The following is a 25048-nucleotide window of genomic DNA, read 5'->3' as shown; positions in this document are numbered from 1 at the left end:
GAACGCCGCGACACCCCGCGTGGCGAACGCCGCGAGGCACCGCGCGGCGAGCGTGGTGGTGAGCGTACCGCGGATCGTGGCGGCGAGCGCGGTGGCGAAGGCGAAGGCCAGCGCAAGCGCCGTTTCCGTCCGCGCGGTGCGGGCAAGGGCGTTGGCACGCACAAGAACGCCGTGCGCCGCGCCGGCTGAACCCTGAGATTTCGAGGGCAGCCGCCCTCGAACGTCCCACCTGCCGACCGCACCCCTCTGAACCACCAGCGTGTCAGAGGGGGCGGTCGACAGTATGGGGATCAAGGGGTGGCAACCCCTTGAATCATTCCCCCCTCACGCCTTCCCACAGGCCCCGCGAAGCGGCATAAGCCCCGCCATGGGATCGCCTCTTTCCCCCGCCCTGCTGGCCATCGCCGCCTCCGCGCTGGCCATGACGGCCATCGTCGGCGTGCGCTACCTCATCACCTCGGGGCTGTTCGCGCTCGTCACCCATCGGGTGCGTCCGGGCCTCTATGCGGGGATGAACCGCCAGATTCGCGCCGAGATCGGCTGGTCGCTGCTATCGGCCGCGATCTATGGGCTGCCTTCGGGGATCGTCGCCTGGGGCTGGCAGGCGCATGGCTGGACGCGCATCTACACCCAGGCGAGCGCCCATCCGCTGTGGTGGATGCCGCTTTCGGTGATCCTCTTCCTCTTCGCGCACGACACCTGGTTCTACTGGACCCACCGCTGGATGCATCGCCCGCGCGTGTTCCGCATCGCCCACGCGGTGCACCACGCCAGCCGCCCGCCGACGGCCTGGGCCGCGATGAGCTTTCACCCGCTCGAAGCGCTGACCGGCGCGGTGGTCGTTCCCGCGCTGGTCTTCCTCATCCCGATCCACGCCGCGATGCTGGGGCTGGTGCTCACGATCATGACCGTGATGGGGATCACCAACCACATGGGCTGGGAGATCTTCCCGCGCGCGCTCGTCCACTCGCGGCTCGGCCACTGGCTGATCACCGCCTCGCACCACCACCGGCACCACGAGCAGTATCGATGCAATTACGGCCTCTATTTCCGGTTCTGGGATCATCTGTGCGGCACCGATCGCGGGGTTTCGGCGCCCTGAAGACACGACTTGCCTGTGCGGTCCTCGCGCTCGTCCCCGCCCCGGTGCTGGGCGCCGTGCCGGGTACGGCCCCCCTCGCCGTGCCCGGACGCAGCCATGTGCTGGTCACACTCACCGACTTGCGCTCGGCGAAGGGGCAGGTGCTCGCCTGCCTGACGCGGAGCCCCGCACACTTTCCCGATTGCGACAAGGACCCGGCCGCACGGCGCCTGATCGTGCCGGTCGCCCCTGACAGCCGGGGCAGCCTCACGCTCGACTTCGGCGCCGTACCCTACGGGCGCTACGCACTGGCGGTGATCCACGACGAAAACGCCAACGGCAAACTGGACAAGGCGCTGATGATCCCGCGCGAGGGCTTCGGGTTCTCGCGCGATGCCCCCGTGCGCATGGGACCGCCCTCCTTCGCCAAGGCCGCGTTCGAGGCGCAAGGCGCGCAGATCGCTCTTACCGTTCGCATGCGCTACCTGCTGTGATGCGCCCGCTCTTGCCCTGAGCCGGCGGGCTGCCTAACGCCATTGGCGTGGACGACAAGACCAACCCAGCCCTTCCCCCCGCAGACACCGGGGACGACGAACCGACCGGGGCGTTCTCGCCGTTTCGCCATCCAGTCTATCGCGCGATCTGGATCGCCAACCTGTTCTCCAACCTGGGCGCGACGATGCAGGGGGTCGCCGCCGCCTGGCTGATGACCGACATCACCGCCTCGCACCTGCTCGTCGCGCTGGTGCAGGCCTCCTCCACCGTGCCGATCCTGCTGCTGGGCGTCTTTGCCGGGGCGATCGCCGACAATTACGACCGGCGCGTGGTCATGCTCGCGGCGCAGACGGGGATGCTGGTGGTCTCCGCCCTGCTCGCCGGGCTGACCTACGCCGGGATGATCACCCCCTTGCTGCTGCTCGGCTTTACTTTCAGCGTCGGGATCGGCACCGCGCTCAACGCCCCGGCCTGGCAGGCTTCGGTGCGCCAGGTCGTTTCGCCGCGCAAGATCCCGCAGGCCATCGCGCTCAACTCGATCTCGTTCAACATCGCGCGCTCGGTCGGCCCGGCGCTGGGCGGGCTGCTGATCTCGCTGTGGAACGTCTCGTTCGCCTTCGGCATCAACGCGGTGAGCTACATCGGCCTGATCGCGGTGCTGCTCTGGTGGAAGCCCGCGCCGCGCCAGATCCATCCCCGCCCGATCCTGCCCGCGGTCTGGGCGGGCATCGCCTATTGCGCGGCAAGCGCCCCGCTGCGCCGTATCCTCGCGCGCAGCTTCGCGATCGGCTTTGGCCTTGCCGCCTACCAATCGCTGCTGCCCGCCGTCATCCGCGACCGCCTGGGCGGCTCGGAGATCGGCTTTGGCGTGATGCTCGGCCTGTTCGGCATCGGTTCGATCACCGCCGCGCCCTTTGCCGGGACGATTCGCAAGCGACTCGGCCTCGAGGGCATCCTGACGATCGGCGTCGGCCTGTTCGTGGTTTCGCTTTCGTGGATCGCGCAGGTCCACACGATCGCCATGGCTGCGCCCGCCGCCTTTCTCTCAGGGATGGCCTGGGTGCTGATCCTGACCACGGTGAACACCGCCGTTCAGCTGCGCGCGCCGGATGCGATCCTGGGCCGCTGCCTGTCGATCTACCAGGCGGTGACGTTCGGCGCGATGGCAATCGGATCGTGGATCTGGGGCGCGCTGGCCGACTGGAAGGGGCTGCCTTTCGCGCTCCACGCCGGATCGCTGGTGCTGCTCAGCGGATTCCTCGTGCTGCGCTTCGCGGCTCCGCTGCCGCGGCTCGGCGAAGGGGTGCTGCGCGAAGGCGCGCCGCAATCGCCGCGCACTTAAGCAATAGTTTACCACGAAGCGGCCATAACCGGGTCCTGGCCCGCAACGGGACCGGTCGGCGCGCGTTTGCGAATCGCGGCGAAACCTGTCCCCCTGACGAGGATCGAGACGAGGCTATGGGAATGAGTGCCGAAACCGAAGCGGCCGCCGTCGGGCGCGACGAACGGCGCATGCAGGTGCGCGCCTACAATTTCTGGGCCAGCCTGCTGGGCGATCGGATGTACCCCCCGATCAGCGAACTCCACCCCGAGGAACTGCCCGATTTCGGCCCCTACAGCGTGCTGCTCGACTTCGCGGAAGGGATCGAGGACCCGCTGATCGCCTACGTGGGTGAGCTGATCGCCGCCGAAAGCGACGTGACCGGCGACATCTTCCGGCTGGCCGACGTGCCCGGCCGCTCGCTGCTCTCGCGCATCACCGACCACTACATGCAAATCCTGGGCAATCAGGCCCCGGTCGGGTTCGAGGCCGAATTCGTCAACCAGCGCGGCCAGACCGTGCTCTACCGCGGCATTCTCATGCCGTTTTCGCGCGATGACATCGCGATCGACTACATCTACGGCGTCATCAACTGGAAGACGCTGGAAGAGGAGGAAGCCCGCGCGCGCGCCGAAGCCCGGCCCGCAGGATCTCCCGAAGACGCCCCGCGCCTGCCCGCCATGCTGCGCGAAGCCGCGCCGATGACCGAATGGGCCGATGGCCCGGCCGACAGCGATTTCGCCTACGAACCGCTGCCGCCCACGCTCGAACTGCCCAGCGCGCAGTTCGGCCTGGCCCCCGGAGAAGCCAAAGCCCTCCCTGCGCACGACGGTCCGTTCGAGGACCTGGCCGACTGGCTCGCCGCCGCGCGCGATGAGGCGCACACCGCCGACAACGGCGAAGCCCGCTCGCGCCGGGCGCTCTACTGCGCGCTCGCGCGCTGCCATGGCCTCGCGCTCGCCGCGCAGGAGAACCCCGATGACTACGCCGCGCTTGTCGCCGATGCGGGCCTCGTGGTCCAGCCGCGCGCGCCGCTCGTCGCGCTGGTCAAGCTCGTCTTCGGGGCCGATTACGACAAGACCCGTCTGACCGAATTCGCCACCGCCATCGCGCACGCGCAGCGGCTCGAACTCGCGCCAGGAGGACTCGGCGAACTGCTGGCGACGACACCGGGCGGGCTCAAGGCGGTGGTGCGCGCCGAACGCGACCTTCGCCGCGCCGAAGCGGGCGATGCCAGCGCGCAGCGCGGGCGCCGCGCGGACTTGCGCGAAGGGCTGCGCCAGCTTCCCGCGCGCACGCTCGACACGGCCGCGCACGGCAACGAATTTGCGGTGATCGTCGCGCGCCGCGCGCCCGATGGCAGCCTGGTGCTGCTGGGCGAGATCGGCGACGATGATCGCCTGCTCGATCGCGCCGCGCGCCACCTGCTCGACGGATAGCAACGCCATCGCGGCGGCGATCCCGGCGCTGCACCAAGTCCGCGCTGGCCTGCCTGCCGATGCAGCGCAATAGTGTCCCCCCGGTGCGAGTCGCCCTGCCCGCCGCGAAGGCCAGCAGGCAGCGGCGGGCACGCGGGAGAGGACCAGACCAGCGCAAGGCACCGCCATGACCCCCACCGCCCTTCTCGTTCCCACCTACCGCAACATGCTGCGCATGCTGCTCGGCCTCCTGCGCACGCTCGAGGACCAGGCGCCCGCACGCGCGCAGGCGCTGCTCGGCGCGCGGCTGGCGCCCGACATGTACCCGCTCGCCACGCAAGTGCGCTACGCCGCGCTGCAGGCGCAGGAAGCGCTCTACCGCCTGCGCGGCGAGCCCCGCCCCGATGCGCTCACCGCGCTCGGCGAAGAGGCCCGCGCCGCCGCCGACAATCCCGGCACGCTGGCACAGGCGCGCGCGCGGATCGAGGAAGCGCTCGCCGCGCTCGACACGCTCTCGCCCTGCGCGCTCGACACCAGCGGGGAAACCCCGGTCGCGATCGAACTGCCCGGCGACCTCGCCTTCGACATGAGCGGGGCGCACTATGTGCGCGACTGGGCGCTGCCGCAGTTCTATTTCCACGTCGTCACCGCCTACGCGATCCTGCGCGCCGAAGGCATCGCCATCGGCAAGGCCAACTTCGTCCCGCACATGTTCGCCTACAAGCGGCCCTGAGACGCGGCGGACACGCCTCCCGCCCCTGTCTCGCTCCCTGGCCCGCCCCAGGCGCCTTGGCAGCGTGCATGCGGCCCGCTAGCCTTGCCGTATCGCGCGCCCGGCCTTCGGGCGCTTCAGCACCGGTTCAGCCCCGAAAGACCCTAAGGCCCTCCATGTCGTCCCTGCGTCTTGCCGCGTTCCTGCTGTCGCTGCTGGCCCTGCTCGGCTGGTCGGCCTCGCCCGTCGCCGCGCAATCGATCCTGCGCGACGCCGAGACCGAGAGCTTCCTCCACGATCTGGCCGCCCCGGTGGTTTCCGCCGCCGGGCTGCAACCCGCGAACGTCGATATCGTGCTGGTCAACGATTCGTCCGTGAACGCTTTCGTCGCCGGAGGGCAGGCGGTCTACATCAACTCCGGACTGATCGAGGAAGCCGATACGGCGGCGCAGGTTCAGGGCGTCATCGCCCACGAACTGGGTCACGTCGTGGGCGGCCACGCGGTGTTCAACCCGGCGGGCAAGGCCGCCAGCCACATCTCGATCCTTTCGCTGCTGCTGGGGGCTGCGGCGATCGCGGCGGGCGGCGGCGAGGCGGGGATGGGCGTGATGATGGCCGGCCAGCAGGCCGCGATGGGCAATTTCCTCGCCTACACCCGCTCGCAGGAAGCCTCGGCAGACGCGGCGGGCGCGACCTTCCTGTCCAAGGCCGGGATCAGCGGGCGCGGCTCGCTCCAGTTCTTCCAGAAGCTGCAGAACCTGGAATTCCGCCACGGCTACAGCCCGCAGACGGGCGACGAATTCTATTCCACCCACCCACTCACCGGTGACCGCATCCAGACGCTTCAGGACACTTACGAAAAGGACCCGGCCTGGACCAAGCCCGACGATCCCGCGATGCAGGCCCGGTTCGAGCGGATCAAGGGCAAGCTGTTCGGCTATATCGCCGACCCCAAGCTGGTGCTGCGCACCTACCCGCCAAGCGACACCTCGGTTCCGGCACGCTACGCCAGAGCCTATGCCTACCACCGCCTGTCCGAGTTCGACGAGGCGCGCGCCGAAGTGACCGCGCTCGTCGCCAAAAACCCCGACGATCCCTATTTCCTCGAGATGCAAGGGCAGATCCTGCTCGAGAGCGGGCACCCGCGCGACGCGCTCGCCCCCTTGCGCCGCGCAACCCACCTGACCGGCAACCAGCCGCTGATCGCCTCGCTCTTCGCGCACGCGCTGATCGCCACCGACGATCCCCAATTCCACGACGAGGCGCGCGAAGTGCTCAAGGCCGCGGTCGCGCGCGACCGCGAGAACCCCTTCGCCTGGTACCAGCTCGGCGTCATCTACGCGCAGGACGGCGACATGCCGCGCGCCTACCTCGCCAGCGCCGAACAACAGGTCATGGCCGGCAACATGGCCGAAGCGCTGCGCAGCGCCCAGGCGGCCCAGGTCGGCCTGCCGCAATACTCGGCCGACTGGCTGCGCGCGCAGGATATCGAGATGCAGGCGCGCGCGGCTATGGAACGCGCCCGGAAGTGACGCTAGAGGCAGAAAGCCCGCGCCGGACACCCTGGCGCACAGGATAAAAGAGTTACGCATGGGAATGGCCACCAAGCTTGCCGTCAGCCTCATCGGCCTGGCCGTCGTCGGAACCGGCGGCTGGTACGGCGGGCGCATCGCGGTCGAGCACGTCGTCCACGACTACATCCTCGAGCACCCCGAGATCCTGCCGCAGGCGATGGAAAACCTCCAGCGCCGCCAGGCCCGCGACCAGCTCGCCGAGGTGCGCCAGAACGTCGAAACTCCTTTCCCCGGCGCGGTTCTGGGCAATCCCGAAGGCAAGACCACACTGGTCGAATTCAGCGACTACGCCTGCGGCTATTGCCGCCAGAGCCTGCCCGACGTGAAGAACCTCATCGCGCGCAACCCGGACCTGCGTATCGTGGTGCGCGAACTGCCGGTGATCGGGCCGCAGAGCCCGGCCGCCGCGCGCATGGCGCTGGCCGCCGCCGAACAGGGCAAGTACGAAGCCTTCCACGACGCGATGTACGCCGCGGGCCAGGTCGACGAGCCGACGATCGAGGCGGTCGCCCGACAGGTCGGGCTCGACATGGCGCGCGCCAAGCGCATCGCCGCCAGCCCCACGGTCGACCAGGAAATCCAGCGCAACCTGCAGATCGCGGGCAAGCTGGGCTTTTCGGGCACGCCGAGCTGGGTCGCGGGCGACAACCTGATCGCCGGCGCGGTGGGCATCGACCAGCTCGCCCGCGCGCTCGACGAGGCCCGTTCCGGCGCGCAATCGGGCGGGCAGGACAGCTGATGCGGCGGATGGGCGCCGCCGCGCGCAAGCCCGGCTTCGGACCGGCCGCGAAATAGGCTAAGGCATGGACATGCGCGTGCTGCCGATCCAACCGATTCCGTTCTTCGCGAACAAGGACAAGGCCTTCTGGCGCCTGCAGACCGCGGGCTGGGCCGGCGCGATGCTGCTGCGCACGATGTCGATGATCGCCAACAACCAGCCGCTCACCTCGCTGGTGCTGGTGCTGATCCAGACGATCACCGGATTCTCGATCTCGCTCGTGCTTTCGGTGATCTACCGCGGGCTGATTACCCGCCGCCCGATCATCACCTGGGGCATGACCGCGGTGATCCTGGCCTTCGCGGTCTGTCTCCACGCCTTCATCGACGCCTGGGTGTGGTCCTTGTGGCGCACCGACAGCGATGCCAGCTTCACCCAGCTGTTCCTCGGCGTGCTCTACATCGACGCGACGCTGCTGGGGGCCTGGTCCGCGCTCTACTACGCGATCAACTTCTACCTTCAGGTGGAGGAGCAGAACGACCAGCTGATCGCGCTGGAAAACCAGGCGACGAGCGCGCAGCTCGCCATGCTGCGCTACCAGCTCAACCCGCACTTCCTGTTCAACACGCTCAACTCGATCTCGACGCTGGTGCTGCTCAAGCAGACCGAGCCCGCCAACGCGATGCTCAGCCGGCTGTCGTCCTTCCTGCGCTATACGCTGGTCAACAAGCCCTCGGCGCGGGTGACCGTGGCGCAGGAGGTCGAGACGCTCAAACTCTACCTCGACATCGAGCGCATGCGCTTCGAGGAACGGCTGCGCACCACCTTCACCATCGACGAGGCGACGCAGAAGTGCCTGCTGCCCTCGCTGCTGCTCCAGCCGCTGGTCGAAAACGCCATCAAGTACGCGGTCAGCCCGCAGGAATCCGGGGCGGAGATCACCATCGCCACGCAGCTCATCGGATCCCGGCTTCGCATTACCGTCTCGGACACCGGGCCGGGCTTGCAAAGCGCCACCACCGACAACAGGTTGTCGGGCATGACCTACGATGGAGGGGAGCCGGTCTCGACCGGCGTTGGCCTATCGAACATTCGCGACAGGCTCGCCCAGGCTTACGGCGGGGATCACCGGTTCGAGACGATCGAGCCGGTCGAGGGCGGCTTTGCCGTGCTCATCGAGATTCCCTCCGAACGCCGCGAGGACCCCGCGCAGGATCTGGCGCATAGCCCCCGCGTGCCGATGGCCTTTGCGCGTTGAGGCGCGCGTCGAGGGCGCAATAAATCCCGCTTCGCGCGGGAACCCATGGAGACGGCGCGCGTTGTGCGCTTTTCCGGAGATACGAAACAGATGACCATTCGCACGATCCTTGTCGACGACGAGAAACTGGCCATTCAGGGCCTGCAACTGCGCCTTGAGAAATACCCCGATGTGGAGATCATCGACACCTGCTCGAACGGCCGCGAAGCGATCCGCAAGATCAAGACCGAAAAGCCTGATCTTGTCTTCCTCGACATCCAGATGCCCGGTTTCGACGGCTTCTCGGTGGTCAAGGGGGTGATGGAGATCGAGCCCCCGCTGTTCGTCTTCGTCACCGCCTACCAGGAACACGCCGTGCGCGCCTTCGAGGCCAATGCGGTCAACTACCTGATGAAGCCGGTCGACGAGAGCAAGCTCGACGATACCCTGGCCCGCGTGCGCCAGCGCATCGCCGAGAAGAAGAGCGCGGACGAGGCCGAAAAGCTCAAGACCGTGCTCGCTGAAGTCGCTCCCGATGCGGTCGAACAGATGCCCGAGGACAGCGATCCCAACGCCGATCGCTACGAAAAGCTCATCAACATCAAGGATCGCGGCCAGATCTTCCGCATCGACGTCGATTCGATCGAGCATATCGAGGCGGCGGGCGATTACATGTGCATCCGCACGGCCGACAATTCGCTGATCCTGCGCGAAACGATGAAGGACCTCGAACGCAGGCTCGACCCGCGCGTGTTCCAGCGCGTCCACCGCTCGACCATCGTCAACCTCAACCAGGTCCGCCAGGTCAAGCCGCACACCAACGGCGAATGCTTCCTGGTGCTCGAATCGGGCGCGCAGGTGAAGGTCTCGCGCAGCTATCGCGACGTTATCGCCCGCTTCGTCCACTGACCCCGTTTTCCCTTCCGGCCTGCCAGCCGGACACAAAAAAGCCCTCGACGCGCGGCCTTGCGCATCGAGGGCTTTTTCCGTTTCGGCCATGCAAGGCGGGCTTTACGACCCGCTTGCCGCCGAAGCGCGACGAATGGGTGCCCAGCGCTTACTTGGTGGCGTATTCGCCCGCCGCCGCGTTGAAGTTCTTGCGCGCATAGGCCTTGGCCGCCGACTGGGTCTCGAACACCTCGTCCTGCAGCTTGGACGACACGATCGGGTAGCCGATCGAGTTGTAGCGCGTGGTGCGCACGGTGAGGCGGAAGTTGCCGGACGCATCCTTCTGGATGAGGAACGGCTTGATCGAGCCCTGGGCCATGTGAATACTCCTAATCGCACCGCACGGGGGCGGCGTTTGTGTGTCTGCGGGGCCGCTTCGCCAGGCGCGCACCATGCACGCCGGCGGCAGCGCCGGGCACGAGGGTCAGGGCCAGAACGGCAAGCCGAAAACGCCCGCGCCGCGCGGGATCGCGCGAGCGGGATTCGGCTGGAATGGGCTGATCGGCGATCCGGGGAAGGCCAGACCCGGCGCGCCGGAAGCGCGCCCGAGCGACCGGGACGGAGAGTCATGCAGCCACGAGCGCCTGTTGGCCGTGAGCTCGTGTTGGACACCACCATAGGCTTCTTGTGCATATTTTGCAAATGGTGCGATTGCATCGCCCCGCACAGCCCTTCGCGCCAGCCTTCCCTCACCCGCCTTTCCTCGCCCACCTTTCCTTGAAAGCCTTTACTCGACAGGCGCGCCATCGCTTGGCATGGACAGGCGCATGACCGAGCAGATCCTGTCCGGCCTCGCGCCCGAGGCCTTCGATTGCGACGCCTTCGTCGCCGCCACACTTGCCGAGGACCTGGGCGCGGGCCTGCCTGGCGGCGGACGCGACGTCACCAGCGAAAGCGTGATCGAGGCCGGGGCCCGGTTTTCCGGCGTGATGGATTCGCGCGACGCGATCACCGTCGCCGGGCTGCCACTCGCCGCCGCCTTTTTCCGCGCGCTCGACCCGGCGATGGAGATCGAGATCCTCGTCGGCGAAGGCGAACAGGTCGCGCCGGGCACCAGGCTCATGCACCTCACCGGCAACGCGCGCGCGATGCTGACCGCCGAGCGCAGCGCGCTCAACACGGTGCAGCACCTTGCCGGGATCGCGACGATGACCCGCGGCTACGTCGATGCCATGGCGGGCAACGCCACGCTGCTCGATACGCGCAAGACCATTCCGGGCCTCCGGCACCTCGAAAAGTACGCCACCCGCATGGGCGGCGCGAAGAACCACCGCATGGGCCTGTGGGACGCGGCGATGATCAAGGACAACCACGTCCTCGTCGCGGGCGGGGTCGGCCCGGCGGTGGCCCGCGCCAAAGCCGCGGGCGTCGCGCAGATCATCTGCGAGGTCGACCATCTCGACCAGATCGAACCCGCCATCGCGGCGGGTGCGCACCACCTCCTGCTCGACAACATGGGGCCCGATACGCTGCGCGAGGCGGTCGCCCTCGTCGCGGGCCGCGTGCCGACCGAGGCTTCGGGCGGCGTGAACCTGTCGACCATCGGCGCGATCGCGGCCTCGGGCGTGACCTACGTCTCGGTCGGACGCCTGACGCAAAGCGCGCCCGCCGCCGACATCGGGCTCGACTTCACCCCGCTGTAAGCCACGCGATGAGCCCCAGGCCGCTCTCGATCCGGATTTTCGGCTGGCTGCTGCTCGCCGCGACCGTGCTCGGCCTGGGCTACCTGCCGCTGCGCTACGACCTGTCGGGCCAGGAAGCGCTGGATGCCGCGCTCGCGCTGATGCAGCTGTGCGGCTACAATCTGGTCTTCTGGACGCTGATCGCCCGGCGCGCGAACGGCCTGGCGCGCTGGCTCTACCTCGCCCTGACCGGCCTTGCCCTCATCGGCATCGCGGCGGACTGGGCAACCTACCGGGGAGCGAGCGCGGCGATTGTCGTGCCCACGCTTGGGGTCATCACGCTCCAGGTGCTTGCCGCGCTGGTGCTCCTGCGCGCCGACGCCCGCGAATGGCTCGCCGCGCGCGGAAGGCTTATCGATCATGACGACATCTTTCGCTGACATGCGGCCCCAACGGATTGCCTTCGCCCTGCTGCTGGGTCTTTCGCCCCAGGCCGCTGAGGCCCAGGCCTACCAGTGCCAGGCGCCGCGCACGCTGCCGCAGGTTCGCCCCGTCACCCCCGACGGCCCGACGCGCACCAGCGCGATCGCGGGCTACACGCTCGCCGCCAGCTGGTCGCCCGACTGGTGCAAGACCCACCACGACACCACCTCGATGCAATGCGCCAAGCGCTACGGCCGGTTCGGCTTCATCCTCCACGGCCTGTGGCCCGAAGCCGCGCGCGGTCCCTCCCCGCAGTGGTGCGGCGCCCCGGCCCCGCTGCCCCGCCCGCAGGACCTGCGCGCGCACTTGTGCATGACCCCTTCCGCGCCGCTCCTCGTCCACGAATGGGCCAAGCACGGCCGCTGCATGACCCCGAGCGCGCCCAAATACTTCAAGGTCGGCGCAATCCTGTGGCGCTCGCTCCACTGGCCCGACGCCGATCAGCTCTCGCGCAAGAAGGGCCTCACCGCGGGCGACTTTCGCGACCAGTTCCTGACGCTCAACCCCGGCTGGCCCCGTGCGGCGATCGGCCTCAGGCTCAGCCGCAGCGGATGGCTGGGCGAAGTGCGCCTGTGCTACGGCAAGGACTTTCGCCCCACCCCCTGCCCGGCCAGCCGCCAAGGCCCGCGCGATGGCGCGCCGATGAAGATCTGGCGCGGGCTTTGACGTTTGGGGAAGCCGATAAAGTGCAGGAAAAGTGAAGGAATGATTCCGAGGGCTAACGCCCTCGGGCTCCCCAAACTGTCGGCCGCACCTTTCTCAGCACACTTGGCGCGAGAAGGCTAAGGGCGACAGTTTGGGAAGCCCCTTGAATCAAATCAATCCTCCCAGGGATCGAGCCGACACCCGTAGGCTGGGTCGTAATGCGCCTTCTGCTCGCCCAGCAGCGGCAGTCCGGCGGTGATCGTGCGGCGCTTGTCGTCCGCGTCGAGCGTGACCATCCCGGCGACGCCCGGCAGCGGCGCGATAGCGAGATCCGCCTCGCAGGCCTTGATCCCGCGCTGCGAGACGAAGTGGCATACGCACCCGATTCGCGCCGCGTAAGCCGAACCGATCACGGTGCGTTCGCGCAAGTCGTTCCACTGCCACACCAGCACCCCGGCGCCTGCCAGCACCGCAAGCGCAAGCGTGTTGCGCAGCCAGTGCGAGGGCTGGCGGGTGGGCGGCGCACGGCGCGCGGTGCCGGGCCGCAGGGCTTGACCCGTGGCGACCAGGCGGCGCCCCAGCGCGCGCAGCTTGTCCCCTGCTGCAAATTTCGGCGGTGTTGCCATTCCCGTTCTTCTCGCACACTACACCGCGCGTCATGCCGGTGCGCTCCCTCCGCCTTATCCTGCCGCTCCTTGCCCTGCCAAGCCTGTGGGGCTGTGGAGAACCTGCCTCCGACGGACCGCCGCCGCCGAGCGCCGAGGCCCAGGCCGCGATCCACGGCGACGGTGGCGCCCCGCACGACGAGCTGGGCCGCGCGATCGACGGCCTTTTCAACACCAGCGCGGTCGGCGCCACCCAGGCCCTGGTCATCATGAAGCGCGGCTCGGTCATCGCCGAGCGCTATGCCCCCGACATCACCGCCAAGACCCGCCTGCCGGGCTGGAGCGCGGGCCAGTGCCTGACCACGTTGATGATCGGCCAGCTGGTCAGCGACGGGCGCCTGCGCCTCGACGAATCGGCGCCGGTGCCCGAATGGCGCCGCCCCGGCGATCCGCGCGGCGAAGTCACGCTCAAGCAGCTCGTGCAGATGCGCTCGGGTCTGCGCCACGAAAGCCACGCGCGCGACCTGCGCGGCACGGTGGAGGAACAGAGCGATTCGATGCGCACGCTCTACCTCGACGGGCGCGACGACATGGCCGCCTACGCCGAGGCGCAACCGTTGGTGGCCCCGGCTGGCCAGGTGTTCGAGGATTCGGGCGCCAACGCGATCATCCTGTCCGATCTGGCCGCGCGCGTGCTGGCGCCCGAAGGCACGCCCGACGAACGGCGCGAGGCGGTCATGGGCTACCTCCAGAACCGCGTGCTCAACCCGATCGGCATGACCTCGACCCGCGTCGGGTTCGACCGCGCGGGGACGATGATCGGCGCCGGAATGATCCACGCCACCGCGCGCGACTGGGCCAAGCTGGCCGAATTCCTGCGCAAGAACGGCTCGATCGGCGGCGCGCAGATCCTGCCCCGGCGCTGGATCACCTTCATGCGCAGCCCGAGCCCGCGCAACGAGGCCTACGGTGCCGGTCTCTGGCTCAACGCCGCTCCGCCGGGCGACGCGGCCCGCCTGTGGCCCGGCCGCTCCCCCGCCAACGTCTTTGCCTGCCTTGGCGAATACGGCCAGTTCGTGGTCGGCTCGCCCGACCAGCTGCTCACCGTGGTGCGGCTGGGCCGCAGCGATACAGCGCAGGAGCGCGAGGTGCACGAGCGCATCGGCGCGCTGCTGGCGCTGTTTCCGGGTGGAAAGTAGGCGTTTTCGCTAGGTTAAGGGGTAATGATTCAAGGGGTTAACACCCCTTGACCCCCGGCTGTCGAGCGCACCGTTTTCGCGCACTGTCCGCTGAAGAGTCCTTTGGGGACATGCGGGCGATGGCAGGATTTCGTTAGTTCTCCGCCCGCTCGGCAAGGCTGAGGCGGATCGGCGGCAACACGTCCTTGCCCGCATCGCCCTGTTCGTCGACCAGCCCGTCGGGGTCGGTGTGAATCAGCACTTCGACATCGGGAAACTCGGCGTGGAGGCGGTACTCGATACGGTCCATGATGCGGTGCGCCTCGCGCACGGTCAGCCGCGGATCGACCCAGATATGGAACTGCACGAAGTCCTTCTCACCCGAAGTGCGCGTGCGCAGGTCGTGCACGCCCGAAATGTCGGGATCGTGGGCCAGCACTTCGAGGAAGCGCTGCTTCTTCTCCTCGGGCCACTCGTGATCCATCAACTGGCCCAGCACTTCATCCGAGGCCCCCCAGGCCCCGATGGCGAGCCAGACCGCGATGCCCAGGCCAAACAGCGCATCAGCGCCCGCGAACCCGGCGTATTCCTCGAGCACCAGCGCGACGATCACCGCGAGGTTGAGGAACAGGTCAGACTGGTAGTGAACATTGTCGGTCTTGACCGCGAGGCTGCCGGTGCGGCGGATCACATGGCGCTGCCAGGCAAGCAGCGCAAACGTCACCAGGATCGCGACGATCGACACGCCGATGCCCTGATCCACCGCCTCGACCTGCGCGCCCACGACCAGCTTTTCGATCGCGCGCGCCGCGATGCCCACCGCCGAAACCGCGATCAGCACGATCTGGAACATCGCCGCGATCGCCTCGGCCTTGCCGTGACCGAAGCGGTGCTTGTCGTCGGCGGGCTGCGCCGCAATCCATACGCCCAGCAGCGTTGCGAGACTCGCCACGAGATCGAGCGTGGTGTCGGCAAGGCTGCCCAGCATCGCGGTCGACCCGGTGCTGAGCGCGGCCCATACCTTGATCAGCAGGAGGAAACTGGCGGCCGCGATGCTCGCCGCCGCCGCGCTCTTGGTCAGCATCGCCCGAACCTGGCTGCGTCCGTCGCTCATCGCTTGCGCTCGTCCCCTGTTATCGCACCGTCATCGCGGCGGCACCGTCATCGCGACAGCGACCGCCCTTCGCCTCTTACGGATAAAGCAGGCTGCTCGTCCACGCCCCGCCATCCGCGCGCACGAAACGGCGCCGCTCGTGCAGACGGTAGGGCCGGTCGTGCCAGAACTCCATCGCGGCGGGCACCACGCGGTAGCCGCCCCAGTGCGGCGGACGATCGACCGCGCCGCCTTCGAAGCGCGCGCGCACTTCTTCGTAGCGGGCCAGGAACGTCGCGCGGCTGTCGAGCGGGGCGGACTGGTCCGAAGCAACCGCGCCGAGCTGCGAATCGCGGTGGCGCGAGTGGAAGTAGGCGTCGGCTTCCTCGGGCGTGACCGGCTGCAAGGCGCCCTCGATGCGAATCTGGCGGCGCAGGCTCTTCCAGTGGAACAGCAGCGCGACATGCGGGTTCGCCGCGATCTCGCGGCCCTTGCGGCTGTGGCCATTGGTGTAGAACACGAAGCCGTCGGGGCCATAGCCCTTGAGCAGGACCATGCGCACCGACGGAACCCCCTCGGCCGTGGCGGTAGCCAGCGCCATCGCGTTGGAATCGTTGGGCTCGCTCACGCGGGCCTCGTCGTACCAGATCTGGAACAGCGCGAAGGGATCGCTGTCGGGAATGACTTCGCGTGTCTGTTCGGTATCCATCGTCGGGTCCTGTCCTGCCTGCTCGAAACGGGCGAGCCTCACGCCGCCCTCGCCCCAAAGCCCTAGTCAGGCCCTGCGGCGCGCGCCTTGATCGACGACAAGGCGGCGTGCCCGTTCGCGGGCCGTCCGATAGCCCGACACGGCGCCCGAGGAAAGCGCCGCGCATGTGGCCTTCTTGCGCCGGGTTCGAAAAGTTGCATCCAACCCCGTGCGAAGAACTTGCCGGAACGCTTTCCGCCACCTAGCTAAGTGGCATTATGGCAACAGATCCTTACACGACCCTGGGCGTGACCCGCAGCGCGAGCGAGAAGGACATCAAGTCCGCCTACCGCAAGCTCGCCAAGGAGCTTCACCCGGACCACAACAAGGACAACCCCAAGGCGGCCGAGCGCTTCACCGAAGTGACCCAGGCCTACGACCTGCTTTCCGACAAGGAAAAGCGCGCCCAGTTCGACCGCGGCGAAATCGACGCGGAGGGAAACCCTACCTCGCCGTTCGGCGCGGGCGGTTTTGGCGCTGGTGGGCCGCGCGGCGGGCACAGCGGCATGGGCGGCGCGGGTTTCAGTGGTTTTGGCGGCAACGACGGAATCGACCTTGAGGATCTGTTCGGCGGCATCTTCGGCGGCGCGGGCCAGCGCGGCGGGCCCGGTGGCGGAATGGGCGGCGGAATGGGCGGCGGCTTTGGCGGTGCTCGCAGCCGCGCCGCACCGCGCGGCAGCAACGTCAGCTACCGCCTCGCGGTCAGCCTGACCGACGCGGCCGAACTCGCCCCCCAGCGCATCACCCTGTCCGACGGCAAGACGATCGACCTCAAGCTGCCCAAGGGCGTCGAGGACGGCACGCAGATGCGCCTTTCGGGCAAGGGCGAGCAGGGTCCGGGCGGCGCGGGTGATGCGATCATCACCATCGCGATCCAGCCCCACCCCTATTTCCAGCGCGATGGCGACGATCTGCGGCTCGACCTGCCGATCACGCTCGACGAGGCGCTGAGCGGCGCCAAGGTGCGCGCGCCCACCGCCTCGGGCGCGGTCATGCTGACCGTTCCGGCCGGGTCCAGCTCGGGCAAGACGCTGCGCCTCAAGGGCAAGGGCATGACCCGCAAGGACGGCACCCGCGGCGACGAGCTGATCCGCCTCGAGATTACCCTGCCCGAAGCCGACGAGGACCTCGCCAGCCGCCTCGAAGGCTGGAAGGACACCCGCAACGTGCGCGACCGCATGGGCGGCTGATCGGGGCGACTGATCGGGGGCAGGCGTGCACGGCGTCCGGCTCGCAGGCCACAGGCCCCTGTCGGCCGCTTCCCGATCGTGGTAAGATCGGACCACTCGCGCAGGACCGGCTATCGCGATAGGATGGCACCCAGCACCCTTTCGTGAGCGTTTTTGCGCCAAATCGGGCGGTGGTTCTTGCCCAAGGCGCAAAAGTCTCCTAAGTCGGCGCGGTACGGCCGCTCCGCGAAGGGGCGGCCCTTATTGTTTGTGCCGGAGATAGAGACATGAGCCAGCCCACTCCGCTGATGCCGCACGCGACCGCCTCCTGGCTGGTCGACAATACGGCGCTCACTTTCGAGCAGATCGCGGAATTCTGCGGTCTGCACATGCTTGAAGTGCAGGCGATGGCCGATGATCTGGCTTCCGCCAAGTACACCGGCCGCGACCCTGTGCGCGCGGGCGAACTGACCATGGCCGAAATCGAAAAGGGCCAGGAAAACGCCGAATACCGCCTGCGCATGCACCGCGCGCCGGTGACCGTGAGCCGCACCAAGGGCCCGCGCTACACCCCGGTGTCCAAGCGCCAGGACAAGCCCGACGGCATTGCCTGGATCCTGCGCAACCACCCCGAGGTTTCGGATGCGCAGGTCGGCAAGCTGATCGGCACCACGCGCAACACCATCGCGGCGATCCGCGACCGTTCGCACTGGAACATCGCCAACATCACCCCCAAGGACCCGGTCACGCTCGGCCTGTGCTCGCAGCGCGAGCTCGACGCGATCGTCGCCAAGGCCGCCAAGAAGGCCGGGATCGAGGATGACGGTGCAGGTGACGAGCGTCTGGTCGACGATCGCCAGGCCCTGATCGACGAGCTGCGCGCCGAACGCCAGGCCGCCGCCAAGGCCGCGAACGAAGCCGCCCAGGAAGCCGAAGCCGCCGCCTGGCTCCAGGCCAAGCGCGCCGCCGAAGCCGAGGAACGCGGCGAGTAATCGCCCCAGGGCAGCGAAAGAACACGAAGGGCCGCAGGAAACTGCGGCCCTTTTCGTTGGCGCGCGGCCTTTGCCACCACGCGGTCTTGCCGATCCCTCCCGATCCGCATGATAACCCTCGCCTCGACACAAAGCAGGAAGTCCATGGAACGATGGGTACGCAACGGCTTGGACGCGATCATCCCTTCCCCACCGCGATGCAGGGCAACTGGCGCGATTGCGAAGACTCCAGCGCCCAGCTCCAGATCGACGGCAGCGAAATCCGGTATCGTGGCGAAGTCCGCGCGTATGACTTCAAGGTCGTGGAGAGCGAGGGTGGCGCTCTGACCGTCAGCCTCGGCGTGAACGACGCTGCGGCTCTGGACGGCTTCGAACGCTCGGGAATTACCGGACTGGTTCTGACGCCGGACGGTGCCTTTCACGCCTACAGCGTCAAGTTCGCAAGCGCGTTCGTGCGCGACGGGGCGTGAAGTCCCTTATTCCTGGAATGGGGAAAGATGTTCTTTTCAAGGGATTTACCATCCCTTGACCCGGTAGCCTGTCGGGCACTGTGTGGACCGGCCTGCTCAGCGCACGGACGACGGCCCCGCGATAAACCGCTTACCCTCTTGGCGTCACGCGGCCGGAAAGCACCGCGCCCGACAGTATGGGGGTCAAGGGGTAATACCCCCTTGAAATACCTTTTCTTCCTGAATTCAGGCCGGAGTCGCGACGATCTGCACCTCACCCTGCGCGATCGCGGGTGGCATCTGGCCACCGTTGGGAGAGAGCCGCCCTTCGATGCGCGCGCCCTGTTCGACGGTCAGGCTGTCGTAGGCGACGTCGCCCTCGATGGTGGCCGAGCTCAGGATCACCACGTCGCGCGCGGCGATGGTTCCGCGCACGCTGCCCGCGATGCGCACCGATTCGGCCCGAATCGCGCCGGTGATCGCGCTGTCCTTGCCCTGGACGAGCGAGGAGCAGGCGATGTCGCCGGTGATCGTACCATCGATGTGCAGGTCGACCGTCGCCTCGATGTTGCCGGTGATGACCGTGTCGGCCCCGAGCATCGAGAACGTAGTGGCGGCGCTGCCACGGCTCACCGCCACGGACTTGGACATCGGGGAATCACCCTTCTTCATGAACATGGGCCACAGCCTCCAGGAACGGGCGCGGATTGACCGCCTGGCCGTTGACGCGAACTTCGAAATGCAGGTGCGAGCCGGTCGAGCGGCCGGTGCTGCCCATCGCGGCGATACGCTCGCCCGTCGTGACCTTTTCGCCGACGCGGACCGACCATTTCGAAAGGTGGCCATAGCGCGTGACGAGGCCGTTGCCGTGGTCGATCTCGACGCAGTTGCCGTAGCCGCTGCGCGGACCGGCGTACGTCACGCGGCCTTGCGCCGCGGCAAAGATCGGGGTGCCGATGGGAGCCGGAAAGTCGATCCCCGCGTGGAACGCGCCGCCGCCGGTGAACGGGTCACGGCGAAAACCGAAGGTCGAGGAAATGCGCGAGGTCCGCGTCGGTGCGATCTGCGGCAGCGAGGCCAGCCCGTTCTCCAGCGCATCGAGCCGGGCCAGGCTGGCGCCAAGACGCGCAAAGCGCGGATCGAGCGAACCGTCGCTCCCGGTCGAAAGTCTGTCGAGCGGACCGCCCTGCGCCTCGCGCCCGGAACCGATCGCCGAGCCCATCATCGCGCGCGGGTTGAGGCCAAGCTTGCGCAACTTGGTCGCGACGTCCTCCGAACGGCGGTCGGCGTAGCGGGTCAGGCCTTCGACGAAGGTCAGCTGGCGCGCCTCGAGCCGGGCCAGGCCGCTGGCTTCGGGGACCGCCAGACTCACCTTCTTGATCGTCTTGTCGGCTTCGGCGTCGCTGTCCGAGACCGTCTCGCCGCTGCGCGCGGTGCGCGGCAGATCGCCGATATAGGCCTTCACCGTGCGCTCGATGAACTTCTGGCGCTGGGCCAGGTCGGATTCGACTTCGTGGATGTGGTCGCGGTAATTCTCGACCCGGTCCTCGGCCTTGGCGACTTGCGCTTCGCGGTCGAGCAGCGCGGCGTGCTGGGCGGCATCGTGCAGGCGCAGGAACGCCATCGTGCCCATCGAGCCGAGCCAGCCCAGAGTCAGCGCCACAACCGCACCCGCAGCAATCATCTGCGCGCGCGAGGAAATCCGGATGAAATGGACATGGCCCTGGGATCGCATGATAAATTCGCGATCAGGGAAGCCCGTCCTGAGGCGATCGAACACCGCCCCGACAGCTGTGAACTTCAAAACGACCCCGCGTCAATATTACCAAACCCGCGGCGCGTGGCTAGCAGCGAGGCTGCGTCATGGCGAATCGTCCAAACGTGTGCAGGGCTCGATTCGCGACGAAACGTTCCCCTTCAGCGATGAAGCGAGGGAACCAAATCGCAAACCATCGTTTGACTGGTTGACGCAAAGCTTGCGCATTCCCCGGTGAACACGCTGTGAATACGCGATAACCGCCCCCGTAATGGCGTTTCCCAAGCGTCGTGGGCCGGTCGCGGCCGTGACACACCGCAATCCAGATGGTAGGTCCCCCTTATGACTGTTGATACTCTTCCCGCCGGCAGCACCACTGCCGAGAGCCCCGAAGCCCTCGTCGCGCGCCTCGCCGCCGACGGTCGCGCCGCCCAGCGCGTCCTGGCCCGGATCGGTGAGGCGCAGAAGGCCGAGGCGCTGCGCGCTGCCGCCGCCGCGCTGCGCGCGGATGAACCAGCCATCCTCGCCGCCAACGCAAAGGACATCGCCGCAGGCGAAGCCAAGGGCCTGTCGGGCGCGATGCTCGATCGCCTGCGGCTCGATGCCGAGCGTCTCGAAGGCATCGCCGATGCCGTCGAACAGGTCGCCGCGCTGCCCGATCCGGTCGGCTCGGTGATCGAGGAAACGAGCCGCCCCAACGGGCTCAGGCTCAGCCGCGTGCGCATTCCCATCGGCCTTATCGGGATCATCTACGAAAGCCGCCCCAACGTCACCGCCGACGCCGCCGCGCTGTGCCTTCGATCGGGCAACGCGGCGCTGCTGCGCGGCGGCAGCGAGGCCGTCCATTCGAACCACGCGATCCGCGCTGCCTTTGCCAAGGGTTTGGAAAGCGCCGGAATTCCCGCTGCCGCGATCCAGCTCGTGCCGACCCAGGACCGCGCCGTGGTGGGCGCCATGCTGACCGCCGCCGGGCAGATCGACATGATCGTGCCGCGCGGTGGCAAGAGCCTCGTCGCGCGCGTCCAGGCCGATGCGCGCGTGCCCGTGCTCGCCCATCTCGATGGCATCAACCACACCTACATCCACGCGGCGGCCGACCGCGATGTGGCGCGCGCCATCGCGGTCAACGCCAAGATGCGCCGCACCGGCATCTGCGGGGCGATGGAGACGCTGCTGCTCGATGCGCAGTTCCCGGCTTCGGGCGAGGTCGTCGCCGCGCTGCTCGACGCGGGCTGCGAACTGCGCGGCGATGCCCGCGCGCGCGCGATCGATTCGCGCATCCTGCCCGCTGACGACACTGATTGGGATACCGAGTACCTCGATGCGATCGCCTCGGTCGCGGTGGTCGACGGGCTCGACGCCGCGCTCGATCATATCGCGGCGCATTCCTCGGGACACACCGACGCGATCGTCACGGCGGACGAGGCCGTGGCCGAACGCTTCCTCACCGAAGTCGACAGCGCGATCGTCATGGTCAACGCCTCGAGCCAGTTCGCCGACGGTGGCGAATTCGGTCTGGGCGCGGAAATCGGCATCGCGACCGGACGCCTCCACGCGCGCGGCCCGGTCGCGCTCGAAGGGTTGACCACCTATAAATGGCAGGTGCGCGGCACCGGCCAGGCGCGCCCGTAAGGCGCGGCCCAAGCCACCGGGCAGCCGGACGAAGCCGGGTTCCATGACCACTCCCACGCGCAGGGGGCCGTTGATCGGCCTGCTCGGCGGCAGTTTCAACCCGGCGCACGGCGGGCACCGGCGCATCAGCCTCTTCGCGATGCAGGCGCTGGGGCTCGATGCGGTGTGGTGGCTGGTCTCGCCGGGCAATCCGCTCAAGCCTGCCAGGGGCATGGCGCCGCTCGCCGCGCGGGTCGAATCGGCGCGCAGCCAGGCGCGGCGCGCGCGCATCCAGGTCACCGCGATCGAACGCGAACTGGGCACGCGCTACACGGTCGATACCCTGCGCGCACTGGTCCGGCGCTACCCCCGGCAGCGCTTCGTGTGGTTGATGGGAACCGACAATCTGGCCCAGTTCCACCGCTGGAAAGACTGGCGCACCATAGCGCGAGTCATGCCGATTGCGGTTATCGCGCGTCCGGGGTATGATGCCGGTGCCGTGGCGAGCCCCGCGACGGCCTGGCTCAGACGGTACCGGACCGCTGCGACCAGTCTTAGACAACCGGATAGGTGGAGCGCACCCGCGCTGGTGACATTGCGATTCGACCCCGATACGCGGTCGGCCACGGACATCCGCAAGGCCGATCCGGACTGGGCCCGGAAAACCTTATCCGGTCATTCCGGCCAGAGGCTTGTCCGCGACAATGTCACGCACCACCCGATTCCCGGAGATGCTGCGTGAGGTTGGCTTGCCATCCACCCCATGCGTATTCAGCCGGATCACCCGCAAGACCGATCGTTCACGACCTGCTGCCACCCCGATACGGGCGGTGCAGGCCTTGCGCGGTCCCCTGAAAGGAGCAGACACACACTAGATGCCACAGGCACAGATACAGCCGGAGCCGACCGGCGAAACGCCCCCGGCCATCACGGACCACGACGATCCGCTGCTGGCCACCGTCCTGCAATCGCTTGACGACGATCAGGCGCAGGACCTTGTGACGATCGACCTTGAAGGCAAGTCGAGCATCGCCGACTTCATGGTCATCGCGTCCGGTCGTTCGACCCGTCAGGTCGCGGCCATGGCGCAGAAACTCGGCGAAAAACTGAAGGCAAACGGCTTCGGCCACCCGCGCATCGAAGGCCTTCCGGCCGCCGACTGGGTGCTGGTCGACGCTGGCGGCGTGATTGTTCACCTGTTCCGCCCCGAAGTGCGCAGCTTCTACAACCTGGAGCGCATGTGGGGCTTTGATGGACCGTCCGGCGCGGCCTGATCGGCCGCCCCATCCGGACACACGCCGAAGAGACGATCACCCGGCCCACTGAAAGGGCCGGAAAACCGGGAAAGGATGCCGTGCGCGGCGGGCCAGGCCCGTTCGCGCGCCGAAGTGGCTCTGTTCAACACACGCCACCGGGTCTAGGAACAAGGCCATGCTCCTTCACATCATCGCGCGCGGCAAGATTGCCCGTTCGCCCGAGGGCGAGCTGCTCGAGCGTTACGCCAAACGGCTGACCTGGCCCTTCAAGCACACCGAACTGCCCGACGTGGGCGGGAAGATTCCCGCGCCTGCGCAGACCCCGGTGCGTGAGGTGCTGCTCGACGAACGCGGCAAGGCGATGAGCTCGGAAGACTTCGCCGCCCTGCTCGGCCGCTGGCGCGACGAGGGCGTGCGCGAGTGCCGTTTCCTGATCGGCGCGGCCGATGGCCATGGCGATGCGGCGCGCGCGTCCGCCGATCACCTCCTTTGTTTCGGGAAGATGACCTGGCCGCACCTGCTGGCGCGCGCGATGCTCGCCGAACAGCTCTGGCGGGCGACCGCGATCCTCGCCGGCCACCCCTACCACCGTTCGGGCTGAACGGGGCGAACGAACTCCGGGCGGATGCGATTGGCCGGGATGGGTGGAGAGCGGCCNAGCGTGAAAGAAAAGGGAAGATTTCCCGGGGGATGATCCCCCGGACCCTCGAAATGTCGATGTTTGGGCACGACCCATCCGTCCGGCACGATTGGCGCCGCAGGCTCTAGAGCGGTTTTCGATCAGATTGCATCAGATCTACCGCTCTAGACTTTTGTTTTGACGCATTTTCTGAATCGTCAGGTGATTCCACCTGACTGGAAAATGCTCTAGAAAGTCTCCCGACGAACCCGAGCGCAACGTTTAGGTGAAGCGCACCGCCTCCAGTTTTCGGGGGTGCAGGAGGCAATGGCCCCCTGCTTCAATCCCTTCCTTCTTCGTCTGCCATGGGCCAGATCAGGACCTTGGGTTGTCCTCCTAAGCCAGTTCCGCGCGCCTGCCAGCAGGTGCCCAGCTTGCCGCGATCCCCGCCCCCATCGCACACCCGCAAGTGCAGCCATGGACGATCACGTCGAACGCGCCAGCTGAGGCCAAGTCCAGCAAGTCTGCGTATACGCACCGCATCACCGGAAGGTTCGCCGCGCCGCGTGGCAGCGTCAAAGGTGGGCGCGCTCAGCGCTTGCGTCCATGCCCCCTCGCGGCGAGAAACATGGCGAACGGGATCAGGCAGCCCACCCCGACGCCGATCGCCGCGCCCCACATCGAACCACTGTTGCCCCCCAGCACCGCGCCGAGAATCGCGCCGACGATGAACAGGAGGGCGGGCATCAGACAGCCGATGGCAAACATGTACGCAAAAACCTGTTACTGTTGTCGGGAACGCTTCTCGCCGCCGCGGGCCGATCTTCGCGTCGGCGCTGGCGGGCTCCTTTCAGATAGGTCTTTTGCCGCGGATGTCAGCCGCACTCTTTGCGCCCGCGCTTGCATGGCCTAGGGAATGGCCATGAAGCGCCCCGCCCCTCGTCCCATGATCGCCAGCCTTGCGGTGTTCGCCGCAGCGGCCATCGGGGCGGGACACGCGCTGTCGCAGGGACAAGACTTCGCGCTGCTCGCCCCCGGCGTCGACGCGGCGCAGGCCCAGCGCCAGATCCTCGCCGCCCGGCGCGAGGCGGATGAGGCCCGTACCCGCGCCGAGGCGCTCGAGCGGCGCGCCCGCGAAGTCACCCAGAACGCGCAAAAGACCGCGCGCGAAGCCGCCGCGCTCGCCGCGCGAATCCAGGAAAACGAGGCCAGCATCGCCGCGCAGGAAGGCCAGGCCGACCTCATTTCCGCGCGCCGCGCCACACTGCGCGAACGGCTCGCCCGACGCCAGGGCCCGCTCGCCCGGCTGACCGGCGCG

The 25048-nt window shown here is 68.0% G+C and carries 27 protein-coding genes and 1 pseudogene; 21 read left to right on the top strand and 7 right to left on the bottom strand.

What is annotated here, in order from left to right:
• Positions 1 to 367: 367 nt before the first annotated feature.
• From MTR62_RS13215 to MTR62_RS13175, 9 genes are all read left to right on the top strand, one after another.
• Complete coding sequence (locus MTR62_RS13215) at positions 368 to 1102, top strand: sterol desaturase family protein (RefSeq protein WP_244021632.1); 735 nt, start codon at positions 368 to 370, stop codon at positions 1100 to 1102.
• The gene (locus MTR62_RS13210) at positions 1069 to 1575 is read left to right on the top strand and encodes a DUF2141 domain-containing protein (RefSeq protein WP_244021630.1); all 507 of its coding nucleotides are present in this window, start codon (positions 1069 to 1071) and stop codon (positions 1573 to 1575) included. Before MTR62_RS13215 ends, MTR62_RS13210 begins: the two co-directional genes overlap by 34 nt.
• 47 nt (positions 1576 to 1622) lie before the next feature.
• Positions 1623 to 2918: an MFS transporter gene (locus MTR62_RS13205; RefSeq protein ID WP_244021628.1), complete on the top strand. Its 1296-nt coding sequence runs from the start codon at positions 1623 to 1625 to the stop codon at positions 2916 to 2918.
• A gap of 122 nt (positions 2919 to 3040) precedes the next feature.
• A complete protein-coding gene (locus MTR62_RS13200; protein WP_244021625.1) occupies positions 3041 to 4336 on the top strand; it encodes a PAS domain-containing protein in 1296 nt (431 codons plus the stop codon).
• Between the two features lie 166 nt (positions 4337 to 4502).
• On the top strand, positions 4503 to 5048 hold the full coding sequence (locus MTR62_RS13195; RefSeq protein ID WP_244021623.1) for a DUF1993 family protein: 546 nt from the start codon (positions 4503 to 4505) through the stop codon (positions 5046 to 5048).
• A gap of 155 nt (positions 5049 to 5203) precedes the next feature.
• Positions 5204 to 6559, top strand: coding sequence for a M48 family metalloprotease (locus MTR62_RS13190; RefSeq protein WP_244021621.1), 1356 nt, complete (start codon positions 5204 to 5206; stop codon positions 6557 to 6559).
• A gap of 64 nt (positions 6560 to 6623) precedes the next feature.
• Positions 6624 to 7340, top strand: a complete 717-nt coding sequence (locus tag MTR62_RS13185; protein ID WP_244021620.1) for a DsbA family protein — start codon at positions 6624 to 6626, stop codon at positions 7338 to 7340.
• A gap of 70 nt (positions 7341 to 7410) precedes the next feature.
• A complete protein-coding gene (locus tag MTR62_RS13180; protein ID WP_244021636.1) occupies positions 7411 to 8577 on the top strand; it encodes a sensor histidine kinase in 1167 nt (388 codons plus the stop codon).
• Between the two features lie 90 nt (positions 8578 to 8667).
• Positions 8668 to 9465, top strand: a complete 798-nt coding sequence (locus MTR62_RS13175; RefSeq protein ID WP_244021618.1) for a LytR/AlgR family response regulator transcription factor — start codon at positions 8668 to 8670, stop codon at positions 9463 to 9465.
• A gap of 148 nt (positions 9466 to 9613) precedes the next feature.
• On the opposite strand, the gene MTR62_RS13170 is transcribed toward MTR62_RS13175, so the two are convergent.
• Positions 9614 to 9823, bottom strand: coding sequence for a hypothetical protein (locus MTR62_RS13170; protein WP_244021617.1), 210 nt, complete (start codon positions 9821 to 9823; stop codon positions 9614 to 9616).
• A 448-nt stretch (positions 9824 to 10271) separates the two neighbouring features.
• Here MTR62_RS13170 and nadC point away from each other — a divergent pair, with 448 nt between their 5' ends.
• The 3 genes from nadC to MTR62_RS13155 are packed head-to-tail and all read left to right on the top strand — an operon-like array spanning position 10272 to position 12275.
• Positions 10272 to 11147, top strand: a complete 876-nt coding sequence (gene nadC / locus MTR62_RS13165; RefSeq protein ID WP_244021616.1) for a carboxylating nicotinate-nucleotide diphosphorylase — start codon at positions 10272 to 10274, stop codon at positions 11145 to 11147.
• An 8-nt stretch (positions 11148 to 11155) separates the two neighbouring features.
• Positions 11156 to 11566: a hypothetical protein gene (locus MTR62_RS13160; RefSeq protein ID WP_244021615.1), complete on the top strand. Its 411-nt coding sequence runs from the start codon at positions 11156 to 11158 to the stop codon at positions 11564 to 11566.
• On the top strand, positions 11547 to 12275 hold the full coding sequence (locus MTR62_RS13155; protein WP_244021614.1) for a ribonuclease T2 family protein: 729 nt from the start codon (positions 11547 to 11549) through the stop codon (positions 12273 to 12275). The genes MTR62_RS13160 and MTR62_RS13155 overlap by 20 nt, the downstream gene beginning before the upstream one ends.
• A gap of 152 nt (positions 12276 to 12427) precedes the next feature.
• Here MTR62_RS13155 and MTR62_RS13150 read toward each other — a convergent pair whose 3' ends face one another.
• Entirely contained in the window at positions 12428 to 12880 is a 453-nt protein-coding gene (locus tag MTR62_RS13150) for a hypothetical protein (protein ID WP_244021613.1), read from the bottom strand.
• 32 nt (positions 12881 to 12912) lie between these two features.
• Between MTR62_RS13150 and MTR62_RS13145 the strand changes: the two genes are divergently transcribed.
• The gene (locus MTR62_RS13145; protein WP_244021611.1) at positions 12913 to 14058 is read left to right on the top strand and encodes a serine hydrolase domain-containing protein; all 1146 of its coding nucleotides are present in this window, start codon (positions 12913 to 12915) and stop codon (positions 14056 to 14058) included.
• 133 nt (positions 14059 to 14191) lie between these two features.
• Here MTR62_RS13145 and MTR62_RS13140 read toward each other — a convergent pair whose 3' ends face one another.
• Complete coding sequence (locus MTR62_RS13140; RefSeq protein WP_244021610.1) at positions 14192 to 15151, bottom strand: cation diffusion facilitator family transporter; 960 nt, start codon at positions 15149 to 15151, stop codon at positions 14192 to 14194.
• Between the two features lie 76 nt (positions 15152 to 15227).
• Positions 15228 to 15839: a pyridoxamine 5'-phosphate oxidase gene (gene pdxH, locus MTR62_RS13135; RefSeq protein WP_244021634.1), complete on the bottom strand. Its 612-nt coding sequence runs from the start codon at positions 15837 to 15839 to the stop codon at positions 15228 to 15230.
• Positions 15840 to 16096: 257 nt separating this feature from the next.
• On the opposite strand from pdxH, the gene MTR62_RS13130 reads away from it, so the two are divergent.
• The 3 genes from MTR62_RS13130 (at position 16097) to MTR62_RS13120 (ending at position 18509) form a co-directional block, all read left to right on the top strand.
• On the top strand, positions 16097 to 17068 hold the full coding sequence (locus tag MTR62_RS13130; RefSeq protein WP_244021609.1) for a DnaJ C-terminal domain-containing protein: 972 nt from the start codon (positions 16097 to 16099) through the stop codon (positions 17066 to 17068).
• 266 nt (positions 17069 to 17334) lie between these two features.
• Entirely contained in the window at positions 17335 to 18039 is a 705-nt protein-coding gene (locus tag MTR62_RS13125; protein ID WP_244021608.1) for a DUF1013 domain-containing protein, read from the top strand.
• Between the two features lie 152 nt (positions 18040 to 18191).
• Entirely contained in the window at positions 18192 to 18509 is a 318-nt protein-coding gene (locus MTR62_RS13120; protein ID WP_244021607.1) for a hypothetical protein, read from the top strand.
• Positions 18510 to 18734: 225 nt separating this feature from the next.
• Here the strand turns inward: MTR62_RS13120 and MTR62_RS13115 are convergent, their stop codons facing one another.
• Positions 18735 to 19139 carry a bactofilin family protein gene (locus tag MTR62_RS13115; RefSeq protein WP_244021605.1) on the bottom strand — a complete coding sequence of 135 codons (405 nt, stop codon included), beginning with the start codon at positions 19137 to 19139 and terminating at the stop codon, positions 18735 to 18737.
• Between the two features lie 7 nt (positions 19140 to 19146).
• Positions 19147 to 20223, bottom strand: coding sequence for a M23 family metallopeptidase (locus tag MTR62_RS13110; protein WP_244021603.1), 1077 nt, complete (start codon positions 20221 to 20223; stop codon positions 19147 to 19149).
• A 363-nt stretch (positions 20224 to 20586) separates the two neighbouring features.
• Here MTR62_RS13110 and MTR62_RS13105 point away from each other — a divergent pair, with 363 nt between their 5' ends.
• From MTR62_RS13105 to MTR62_RS13090, 4 genes are all read left to right on the top strand, one after another.
• Positions 20587 to 21876 carry a glutamate-5-semialdehyde dehydrogenase gene (locus tag MTR62_RS13105; protein WP_244021601.1) on the top strand — a complete coding sequence of 430 codons (1290 nt, stop codon included), beginning with the start codon at positions 20587 to 20589 and terminating at the stop codon, positions 21874 to 21876.
• A 43-nt stretch (positions 21877 to 21919) separates the two neighbouring features.
• Complete coding sequence (locus MTR62_RS13100) at positions 21920 to 22597, top strand: nicotinate-nucleotide adenylyltransferase (RefSeq protein ID WP_244021599.1); 678 nt, start codon at positions 21920 to 21922, stop codon at positions 22595 to 22597.
• A gap of 133 nt (positions 22598 to 22730) precedes the next feature.
• Positions 22731 to 23129, top strand: a complete 399-nt coding sequence (gene rsfS, locus MTR62_RS13095; RefSeq protein ID WP_244021597.1) for a ribosome silencing factor — start codon at positions 22731 to 22733, stop codon at positions 23127 to 23129.
• A 157-nt stretch (positions 23130 to 23286) separates the two neighbouring features.
• Positions 23287 to 23712, top strand: coding sequence for a 23S rRNA (pseudouridine(1915)-N(3))-methyltransferase RlmH (locus MTR62_RS13090; RefSeq protein WP_244021595.1), 426 nt, complete (start codon positions 23287 to 23289; stop codon positions 23710 to 23712).
• Between the two features lie 609 nt (positions 23713 to 24321).
• Here the strand turns inward: MTR62_RS13090 and MTR62_RS13085 are convergent.
• Positions 24322 to 24498, bottom strand: coding sequence for a hypothetical protein (locus tag MTR62_RS13085; protein WP_244021593.1), 177 nt, complete (start codon positions 24496 to 24498; stop codon positions 24322 to 24324).
• A gap of 154 nt (positions 24499 to 24652) precedes the next feature.
• On the opposite strand from MTR62_RS13085, the pseudogene MTR62_RS13080 reads away from it, so the two are divergent.
• A pseudogene (locus MTR62_RS13080) lies at positions 24653 to 25048 on the top strand (metalloendopeptidase); the annotation flags it as partial.

Source organism: Novosphingobium organovorum (assembly GCF_022832435.1).
GTDB lineage: Bacteria > Pseudomonadota > Alphaproteobacteria > Sphingomonadales > Sphingomonadaceae > Novosphingobium > Novosphingobium organovorum.
The sequence above is the reverse complement of the archived record's forward strand: the minus strand, read 5'-3'. Positions and strand labels throughout refer to the sequence as shown.